This window comes from Brevibacterium sp. AGC70, from assembly GCF_057334195.1.
Map to the genome: position 1 here is coordinate 132,065 of NZ_JBHFIH010000009.1, position 8,930 is coordinate 140,994.

The 8,930-nt window shown below is 60.6% G+C and carries 10 protein-coding genes; 3 read left to right on the plus strand and 7 right to left on the minus strand.

Annotation, left to right across the window (positions count from 1 at the left end):
• Nucleotides 1-18 precede the first annotated feature (18 nt).
• Complete coding sequence (locus ACE03M_RS06030) at nucleotides 19-483, minus strand: Hsp20/alpha crystallin family protein (RefSeq protein WP_143921649.1); 465 nt, start codon at nucleotides 481-483, stop codon at nucleotides 19-21.
• An 88-nt stretch (nucleotides 484-571) separates the two neighbouring features.
• Here ACE03M_RS06030 and ACE03M_RS06035 point away from each other — a divergent pair, with 88 nt between their 5' ends.
• Nucleotides 572-1,507, plus strand: a complete 936-nt coding sequence (locus ACE03M_RS06035) for an AEC family transporter (protein WP_143921650.1) — start codon at nucleotides 572-574, stop codon at nucleotides 1,505-1,507.
• 134 nt (nucleotides 1,508-1,641) lie between these two features.
• Here the strand turns inward: ACE03M_RS06035 and ACE03M_RS06040 are convergent, their stop codons facing one another.
• Entirely contained in the window at nucleotides 1,642-2,157 is a 516-nt protein-coding gene (locus ACE03M_RS06040; RefSeq protein ID WP_143921895.1) for a ferritin, read from the minus strand.
• 198 nt (nucleotides 2,158-2,355) lie between these two features.
• Here ACE03M_RS06040 and ACE03M_RS06045 point away from each other — a divergent pair, with 198 nt between their 5' ends.
• A complete protein-coding gene (locus ACE03M_RS06045; protein WP_143921651.1) occupies nucleotides 2,356-2,637 on the plus strand; it encodes a 4a-hydroxytetrahydrobiopterin dehydratase in 282 nt (93 codons plus the stop codon).
• Here ACE03M_RS06045 and ACE03M_RS06050 read toward each other — a convergent pair.
• From ACE03M_RS06050 to ACE03M_RS06065, 4 genes are all read right to left on the minus strand, one after another.
• Complete coding sequence (locus ACE03M_RS06050) at nucleotides 2,613-4,061, minus strand: amidase (RefSeq protein ID WP_143921652.1); 1,449 nt, start codon at nucleotides 4,059-4,061, stop codon at nucleotides 2,613-2,615. The two genes, ACE03M_RS06045 and ACE03M_RS06050, sit on opposite strands and share 25 nt — an antisense overlap.
• A 4-nt stretch (nucleotides 4,062-4,065) precedes the next feature.
• On the minus strand, nucleotides 4,066-5,298 hold the full coding sequence (locus ACE03M_RS06055) for an amidohydrolase (RefSeq protein ID WP_143921653.1): 1,233 nt from the start codon (nucleotides 5,296-5,298) through the stop codon (nucleotides 4,066-4,068).
• Between the two features lie 66 nt (nucleotides 5,299-5,364).
• Entirely contained in the window at nucleotides 5,365-6,099 is a 735-nt protein-coding gene (locus tag ACE03M_RS06060; RefSeq protein ID WP_143921654.1) for a hypothetical protein, read from the minus strand.
• A 10-nt stretch (nucleotides 6,100-6,109) separates the two neighbouring features.
• Nucleotides 6,110-6,856 (minus strand): DUF5058 family protein, encoded by a 747-nt coding sequence (locus tag ACE03M_RS06065; protein ID WP_143921655.1) that lies wholly within the window; start codon nucleotides 6,854-6,856, stop codon nucleotides 6,110-6,112.
• Nucleotides 6,857-7,079: 223 nt separating this feature from the next.
• On the opposite strand from ACE03M_RS06065, the gene ACE03M_RS06070 reads away from it, so the two are divergent.
• The gene (locus tag ACE03M_RS06070) at nucleotides 7,080-7,646 is read left to right on the plus strand and encodes a maleylpyruvate isomerase N-terminal domain-containing protein (RefSeq protein WP_143921656.1); all 567 of its coding nucleotides are present in this window, start codon (nucleotides 7,080-7,082) and stop codon (nucleotides 7,644-7,646) included.
• A gap of 23 nt (nucleotides 7,647-7,669) precedes the next feature.
• On the opposite strand, the gene ACE03M_RS06075 is transcribed toward ACE03M_RS06070, so the two are convergent.
• Nucleotides 7,670-8,161: a hotdog fold domain-containing protein gene (locus tag ACE03M_RS06075; RefSeq protein WP_485933149.1), complete on the minus strand. Its 492-nt coding sequence runs from the start codon at nucleotides 8,159-8,161 to the stop codon at nucleotides 7,670-7,672.
• Between the last annotated feature and the right edge of the window lie 769 nt (nucleotides 8,162-8,930).

The window sequence follows — 8,930 nt, forward strand, 5'->3', positions numbered from 1 at the left end:
AAGGGTTGTGTCTGTCGATCAGGCGCCGGCCGGATTCTCATCCTGTGCTGGGGAGGTTTCGACGACCTCGGTGACTCTGGTGGGGTTGGAGTGTGAGACGTTGATCTTACGTGGTCGGGCTTCCTCTGCCACGGGGATCGTCAGCGAGAGCACGCCGTCCTGGTAGTCAGCCTGGATTCGGTCAAGTGCGACCCTGTTGCCGAGGGTGAGCTGACGGGCATAGGTGCCGGTCGTACGTTCCCGGGTCAGCCATTTCACATCCTTGTCCGCGACCTCGGACTGTCGCTGAGCGCGAACCGTCAGCGTACGATCCTCGACGTCGACATCGATGCTCGACGGGTCCACGCCCGGCATGTCGATACGTGCGACGAAGACCTCTCCGTCACGGTAGAGATCCATGGGAAGCGAAGTGGAGTTCGGGGTGCGAGTCACTTCCGAGAAGAATCGATCGAGGTCACGGATGGGGTCAAAACGTGTAGCCATGAGCTTCCTTTCGTTTCGTTAGGTCGTTACATTGAGTCAAACACACTCAACTTTGAAATGATTCCCATCTCATGAAACTCTCAGTCATGTGAGTCTCGTTCCGGTTCTTCTCGCCCTTGTTCCCGTCGCAGTCTTGATCATCGGCGGCAGCGGACTCAAACGACTCCCAGGTTTCACGAATTCCGAATTCTGGTCGGGAGCGGAGAAACTCTCCTACTATGTTCTGCTGCCCGTGCTGCTGTTCTCCTCTGTCGCCGAGGTCAGCGTCGCACATGTTCCGCTCGGGCGGCTGGCAGCAGGCCTCATCGCCCCGACAGTGCTCGTGTCAATCCTCATCATTGTGCTGCGCCGGTTCGTGGCTCGTGACCTGCCGTCCTTCACCTCGGTGCTGCAGGGTGGGATTCGATTCAACACGTATATAGGACTGTCGATATCGGCAAGTCTGTTCGGGGCCGAAGGCAGCGCCCTGGCTGCCATCGTCGCGGCCATTCTCGTGCCCACGGTGAATATCGTATCCAGTCTCGGATTCGAGTTTCTGCGTACCGGCCCCAGCTCCATTGTCGGAATCCTCCGCGTCGTCGTGACGAATCCGCTGGTCATCGGGTGTGTGGCCGGCGGACTGTTCAATCTCACCGGCGTACAAGTTCCGGATGTCGTCGACTCGGCCCTGTCCCCGCTGGCGGCTTCGGCTCTGCCGATCGGACTCCTGTGCGTCGGCGCGGGTCTGCAGCGGTTCCCGTTGCGGGCGCAGGTGGCCGCCATGGCTAATTCCACCGTGACCAAGCTCATCATCTTACCTGCGCTGACCTTGCTCGTCTTGGTTCTGCTCGACGTTCCCACCACGCCTGCCCTGGTCGCCATGATCTTCCAGTCGATCGCGACGGCAAGTTCCGGTTATGTCATGGCCCGTCAGTTGGGTGGAAATTCGGAGCTGATGGCCGCCCTCATCGCGATGCAGACCGTTCTCATGCTTCTGACTCTTCCCTGTGTCCTGCTCGTCTCCCAAGCTGTGCTCGAAACCTGAGGACACCGACTTCGTACCTGCAGAGCTGAGAGCGACGAGAACTGAGTGCGGCCGAACCTCACAATGAGGTCCGGCCGCTCTCAGTCGGTCCGACTGTGACCAGCGGTCACTCGTCCATGATCAGCATCGGTCGATCACTCGTTGTCAGCCTTGATTTCAGGGTGACGTGATCCGAGCTCGGAATCGATCCGGAGCAGTCCGGAACCGCTGTCGGCCACGCGATCCAGGCGACCGATGATCTCCGAGATGGTCGATTCCTCTTCGACCTGCTCGTCGATGAACCAGTGCAGAAGAGGCAGGACGTCGAGGTCGCCCTCCGACTGCGCGGTACGGTACAGATTGCGGATCGACTCGGAGACCTTCTCCTCATGTGCCAAGGCTGCCTTGAAGTAGTCGATGGGCTGTGAGCCCGAGACCTTCGGTGCAGCGATGTCACCGATCTGGGGAGCGAAGTCGCGATCTTGGCAGTGCTGGATGAACTTCGCGGCGTGAACCTGCTCCTCTTCGGCCTGCGCACGCATCCAGCGTGTCATGCCGGGAAGATCGAGATCGTCGAGTTGGATGGACAGCTGCAGGTAGACCATCGACGCTTCGAGCTCGAGAGTGACCTGCTCGCCGAGGACCTTCTGCATAGCGGGGCTCAACTGCATATGTTTCTCCTTCGCGATACGAGACGGATTCGTTCCGTCCTCATGTTCCATAGCCTGACACCTTTTCTAGAATGGTTCCAGTGTGGGAAGGCTCGGCAAACAATGATGAGGCATGGCATACCTGACCCAGCAGATTCGGCGAGTTTGTCGATGCCGTGACTATGGACTTGCAACTCTGGCCGGTGCCAAGCTGGTTCCATGCAGAACCGAATTGACGAACTCACGCAATGGCAATCAGCCGACGACGCACTCCATGCACGATTCCTGACAGGATCCTTCATCAGCGGAGTCACGTTCATCAACGCGATCGCCGACGTGGCGGAAGCCGCAGGCCACCACCCGGATGTGGACCTGCGGTTCCCGCACGTGGACATCTCCCTGACCACCCATGATGCCGGGTCGATCACCGACAAGGACATCGATCTGGCTGCTGAGATCTCCCAGATCGCACAGGCTCAGGGCATCGGCGCCGAGAGCTGAGGATGGCGGCGATAGATCTGCGTCGCTGCTTCGAAGGCATGCGCCATGCGCAGCAGATCCACGTCAGCACCCGGCTTCGCGACGAGCTGGACGCCTACCGGCAGCCCTGAGGCCGAAAAGCCGGCAGGCACGGAGATCGCCGGGCACCCGGTGGCCGAGATGAGACACAGGGCCCGCATCCAATCGAGATAGTTCTCGAGCCCGACCCCGTTGATCTCCGTGGGATATTCGATCGTCGCGTCGAACGGAAGTACTTGGCAGGTGGTGAGCACCAGGAGATCGTGCTCTCCGAAGAACCGCTCGATCTCTCCATGCAGACGCGCACGAGCACGGTCGGCGGAGACCACGTCGGCACCGGTGAGCTTGAGTCCCATCTCAATGTTCCAGACCACGGAGTCCTTGATCTGATCCGGATGCTTCTCGAGCAGAGGACCCCAGGAATGGACGAAGTCCAGCGCACGACGAACGTTGAAGACCTCATCGGCATCGCCGAGGTTGGGGATCGTGTCGACGACGACTGCCCCGAGTGAGGAGAGCACGTCAGCCGTGCCTGCCACGATCTCGTGCACCTCGCTCTCAACGGGAAGCAGCCCATTCAGGTCCGGGCTGAATCCGATCTTCACACCGCTGAGGTCGGGTTCGATGTCGGCTCCGAGGCCGAATTCGGGCAGATCGAAGACGCTGCCCGGCTCGCCGACCGAACGAGGTCCGCCAGGCTCTGGTCCGGACGCCGCACTCATCGCAAGCGCCACATCGGAGACCGTGCGCGCCATGAAACCGCTCTGTGCCAGCCATGCGAACGGGTTACCGGGAAGTGTGTGCGGGATTCGCCCATTCGAGGGGCGGAAGCCCACGACATTGTTGAACGAGGCAGGGGAGCGCAGCGAACCTCCCATGTCCGAGCCATCTCCAGAGGCCTGGATGCCCGCGGCTAAGACTGCGCCGACTCCTCCGGATGAACCCGACGCGGATTTGGACGTGTCATAGGGGTTGACCGTGGTGCCGAAGACCGGGTTGAAGGTGTGGGAACCCGCTGCGAATTCCGGAACATTGGTCTTGCCCGTCGTGTTGACACCGGCAGCCTTGAGACGAGAGATGATCAGCGAGTCCGAGTCCGGAATGCGATCAGCCATGATGGGCGAGCCCCAGGTGGTGCGCAGCCCCGCGGTATCGTGTGTGTCCTTGTGCGTCATCGGCACTCCGTGCAGCGGTCCGATCGGCTCGCCTTTTGCCACCGCCTCGTCAGCCGCGCCGGCACGTGCCAGCGCAGCTTCGTCATCACGGGTGACAACCGCATTGATGGCCGGGTTGAGCGCATCGATACGGGCCAGATGATCGTCGAGAGCCTCCCGGGCGGAGATCTCCTTCGTCGCGATCTTGGCTGCCAGCTCACGGGTGGACAACCAGCGCAGTTCCTCGCTCACCGGCTCACTTCCCAACTGTGCTGAGAACGGCACTCAGACCCGCACGAATACCGGTCTTCAGAGTGGTTTCGACATCATCGGGGGCGAAGAACGGGGAGTGATTTCCTGCTGGTGGTTCGTCACCATCGAACTTGGCGGGGGAGTACCCTCCGAAGAACCAGTACACGTATGGCACGTCGATGTCGTCACCGAAGGCTCCGAAGTCCTCGCTGCCTGTCACGGCCCGGTCCAGGTGCACCTGTTCCTCGCCGAGTTCGGCTCCGACGACGTCGAGGAACTGGTCCGTGGCCGCGGGGTCGTTGTAGCAGCGCGGGAAGCGGTACATCTCTTCGATGATCGGCTCGGGAGCTCCGGAGGCCTGAGCTTCTGCGCGGATGACCCGTTCGACGCGGTTGAGGACGACCTCACGCACCTCCTCGTTGAAGGTGCGGATGTTGAGTTTGAATTCGGCGGAGTCGGGAATGATGTTCTCCTTCAGACCGCCGTGGAAGGTGCCCACTGTGACTACAGCCATGTCCCGACCTGAGATCTCTCGCGACACGATGGACTGCAGCCGAGTGATCATGTAGGCGCCGAGGACGATCGGGTCGATTGAGCTCTCGGGCTGTGAGCCATGAGCCTGCTTGCCCCTGACTGTGACTTTGAGACAGTCGGACATCGCCATGGCGGTCTCCTTCGCCACGTAGATGTGTCCGGCCTTGCCGGGCCACACGTGCTGTCCGTAGATGACCTCCGGTCTGACGATCGAGTTCCAGAGACCATCGTCGAGCATTGCCCGCGCACCCTCGCCGGTCTCCTCGCCCGGCTGGAAGATCATGACCACACTTCCTGACCACAGGTCCTTGTGCTCGACGAGGTAGCGGGCCACATACAGTCCAACGGTGATATGCGTGTCGTGGCCGCAGCCGTGCATGACCTTTGTTGTCGACCCGTCGGGAAGTGTTCCCTCCGCGGTCGATGCGTAGTCGTATCCGGTGTCTTCGGCGATCGGCAGTCCGTCGGTGTCGGCCCGATAGGCCACGACAGGTCCTTCGCCGTTCTCGATGACGCTGACGATGCCGGTGCCGCCGAAGGTGTGCGTCTCAAGTCCCAGTGCTTCGAGCGTGGAACGAATGGTGGCGGCTGTCTGAGTCTCCTGCATGGACAGCTCAGGCGTCCGATGGAAGTCCTTGTAGTCAGCGACTGTCTGAGCGAGGTTGGCCGAAATGGCGTCCCTGAGGGAGGTATTGAGCGACATGATGTCCTTTCACTGTGGGTGTCTTCGATGATCTCAGGTATTCGGGGCTGAGCGCCGAGGTGATCGTCAGTTGATCCCGACGTTGTCGCCGTCGCTCGGCCCCGTCTTGTCGGTCATGGCCTTGTTGCGTGTGAACCAGGTGATGGCGATCGTCACGATGACGACGATGGCAACATCGCCTGAGGCCAGTACCGGGACGAGCGGAATGAGGACGAGGATGACGAGCGCAGCCGCGCCCAATGCGATGAGTGTGGATTTGACCTGTCTGAGAGAGGCGATGAGCTGGACCGTGACTCCGCCGAGGATCGCAGGGAGGATGTAGAGCTTGGCCACGAGTGTCGCCGGCTCGGGGATGATCGAGACCAGCCACGTGCCGAGGATTCCGACGAAGAGCACCATGGACGCCACGTGGATCAACGCTGCGCCGCAGATGGCCATGGTCGCGGCATATTCGCCCTTGCGTGTGCCCGGTTTCACTCCGATGGTGTCCTGGGCGACGATCGCCGACGGCAGCAGCTTGTTTGAGATGTTGCCGATCAGAAATGCCTGGTACATGCCGGCCGGTCCCAGGATCGGGAAGTAGGTCAGCGGTTCGACGATGTAGAAGACACCGTAGACGGCGAATACGGCCAGAAACCCCTTGAGGATCTCACCGAGGTTGACGTTCGCATCCGCAACGAACAGGAGGTAGAACGGCACCGAGGTGGCGATGAGGAAGCCGATGAACAGCGTGAGAGAGCCCCACTTCGTCGTCGTCCGCTCGAAGGCCGCGTGTGAGGGTGACGTGATGATGTTCGACATGATGTTCTCCTCAGGCTTCGGGTGCGCCGAGACCGGCATAGTGGGCGAAATAGGACGCAATCAGGCCCACAAGCAGGGAGATTCCAAGTCCCCATTCCTTGAGCCACGGCTGTTTCAAGGTCTTGGCGAGGAAGAGGCAGATCGACATCACCACGGCTGAGACGAGGATCGCGACGACGTGCGTCGGGGACTTCGGGAGCTCCCGAAACGTCAGGGCCGCAAAGGCCGCGAGCAGCGCCGCACCGGGAATGATGGACATCAGCGCGGGGTTGACCTTCTCGAGCTTGTGGGAGCTGCGTTTGAACACCGGAGTCAGGAGCAGGGTGGAGATCATCCAGCCGGCGCCCGAGAGGCTCATGGCCATGAGTGCGACGATGAAGACGCCGCGAGTGAATGTCTCATCACCGAGGCTTGAACCCATCGTGCCTGCCGCAATCGATGCGGACGCGACCTCCGTGGCTGCGGAGCCGATGAGACCAACGCGGACGATGACCGGGGGAGTACCGAAGAGGGGGAGGAGTGCAATGGCGACGAGGACCACAGACAACGAGGGCCCGATCGCCGCAACACCACCGGCACGGAAAGCCGACTTGACCTCCTGTTGGCTCATTCCCGCCGATTCTGCGTTCTTCTTCACCGCATTCATATAGATGAGTGACTGGACGACGACGACACCCATGACTGCCATTGCCAGAATCCAGAGAACAGGGGCGTTCGCGAGACCGAGATAGTCGGCCGATCCACTTGCCATAACCATAGCGGGGCTCCTCACTTCCTTGTCGGAGTTGCTCACAGTGACCGAACCACGTCGTTGTGGTCCGCATCACTAGTGTCAGTAATGTATACCGAGACGGACCCGGATAGATCATCTTTGATGAGACTTCCCGATTGGCGAGAACTGACTTCTCAATGCCGACCATCAATGAATTCAATGTGTACCGTCAGGACCATACCAATCCGCGATCAGGAAGACTCGAACAATGGACGATCCTCTCATCGACAACTACCTCGACCAGGCGGAGGTTTGCTGGGTCACAGCGCTGAGGAGAGTCTCGAAGGCGAACCTTCACTCGCCGAGCGGGTGTCGTGAGTGGACCAATGAACAGTTGATCAACCATCTCATCGGGGGTGGGCTGCGCTATCAGAAGCTGCTCGCTCAGGCCCCGCCTGCGGAGGTGGAGGCCACTCGGGGACAGGACCACCTCGGCGAGAATCTGGTTGCGTCGTTCTGGACGCATGAACGGGCGTTCCGAAGGATCGCGGGGGAGAGCGACCTCGATAGAGAGGTGCACCATCGCATCGGACTGATCTCCGGCCACCAGCTCGTGAATATGCGCATACTCGAGCTGGCGCTCCATGCAGCCGATCTGTCAATCGGAACCGGTGATGTGTGGCCGATCGATGACGATCTTGCCGAGTACATCTCCACACATCTCGGCGAACTCATTGCTGATTTGGGTTCTGCAGGGGGATACGCTGCGCCCAGGCCGGAGCCGGACGCCGGAGCCTCACACGCGCAGCGAGTTCTGAACATCTCAGGTCGCTGACCGGCGCACCCTTCGACTCGTGACTACCGCGCCTTCTTCCTGGAGACGTACATGGTGATCTCTGCAGAGACGAACACATTCCCGTCAGCGTCCAGGACGTCGACCGGCACGACCAGATCCATCGGCTCCTCGCCGAACTCTGGGATCGGGTCGAGCCGTGCGATCGAAGTGACGCCCGTGGTGGCTCTGTCCTTGTATTCGACGGCCATTCCGGCGGGAATCCAGCGATGCGTGGACGGTACCGTCGCGTCGGTCATGATGCCACCGGCGATCTCCGCCATGTTGCATGATGCGATCGCGTGGTATGTGCCGAGGTGATTGCGCACTCCGCGACGATTGGGGGCGCTCACACGGCATAGTCCGGGCGCCAGCTCGCGGATGAGTGGATGAACGGTGCGGAAATAGGGGACCTTGAAGCACACTGCTCGAGTGAAGAGCCAGTTGCCGAATGGCAGCTTCTCCAACGTCTTCCAGATCGTGAAGATCTTTCCGGGAGATGCGGTGTCGACGGTCATGGAATCGTCCTTTCGGTCGTGCGCCCTGGCGGATTCTGTGACATCGGGGCCACCTCGGATCGCTCCCTACTAGCCATGAGCTCGGTTACTCCACAGTAACGGATTGGGGGAGTCTCCGCTCATCGACGACTCCGACCGGCGCTGATGCCAGGTCCGTCTTTGAGTGTCTGAATGACGAGCCGGTCAGGATGAACAGCCCAGTTCGCTCAGAGTCGAGACAACCAGGACGACCGCCGTAGTGGACTCGGGGGAAAAACAGGGTGTGAATTGGTGCCGTTGCGCGCTGGAGAGTACGCGCAGGGGAGTAATGGCGACGCGTTCGCCGTCATCGCAGAGGATCTCAGCGGGCTCTGTGCCATCGGCCACGTCACACAATACGCACGTCGATGTCATGGTCGCATCCTATTTACCCGCAGCGACACCTCCTCGAATTTGCCTACCACGACAATTCTCAGTCGACCGGCGCGACTTCACGTCTTCGCGTCTGTCGCTTGCCTCGCATCGGAAGATTCGGAGGCTCACCGCTCCGTCTCCGAAGAAGGGGTCACCAGTGGAAGGCGCGGTCACCAGTGGTTGACGAAAAGCACACACGGCAGAACCCAATGCACATGACAGAACCCAAGAGGAGTGGTCCCGAGTACGTTTACTTAACATAATGTATATTATCGGCGTTACCCACACGTCCAAGCCGAGTCGTCACACGGCGTGCGCACACGAATACCTGAGCCCATATCCGACAATCATTCATGGAGCACCAACAGCGACGGGG

Coding starts and splice junctions, on each gene's coding strand:
- ACE03M_RS06030 (WP_143921649.1), bottom strand. CDS start 483: ATGGCTACACGTTTTGACCCCATCCGTGACCTCGATCGATTCTTCTCG.
- ACE03M_RS06040 (WP_143921895.1), bottom strand. CDS start 2,157: ATGCAGTTGAGCCCCGCTATGCAGAAGGTCCTCGGCGAGCAGGTCACT.
- ACE03M_RS06045 (WP_143921651.1), top strand. CDS start 2,356: ATGCAGAACCGAATTGACGAACTCACGCAATGGCAATCAGCCGACGAC.
- ACE03M_RS06055 (WP_143921653.1), bottom strand. CDS start 5,298: ATGTCGCTCAATACCTCCCTCAGGGACGCCATTTCGGCCAACCTCGCT.
- ACE03M_RS06060 (WP_143921654.1), bottom strand. CDS start 6,099: ATGTCGAACATCATCACGTCACCCTCACACGCGGCCTTCGAGCGGACG.
- ACE03M_RS06065 (WP_143921655.1), bottom strand. CDS start 6,856: ATGGTTATGGCAAGTGGATCGGCCGACTATCTCGGTCTCGCGAACGCC.
- ACE03M_RS06070 (WP_143921656.1), top strand. CDS start 7,080: ATGGACGATCCTCTCATCGACAACTACCTCGACCAGGCGGAGGTTTGC.
- ACE03M_RS06075 (WP_485933149.1), bottom strand. CDS start 8,161: ATGACCGTCGACACCGCATCTCCCGGAAAGATCTTCACGATCTGGAAG.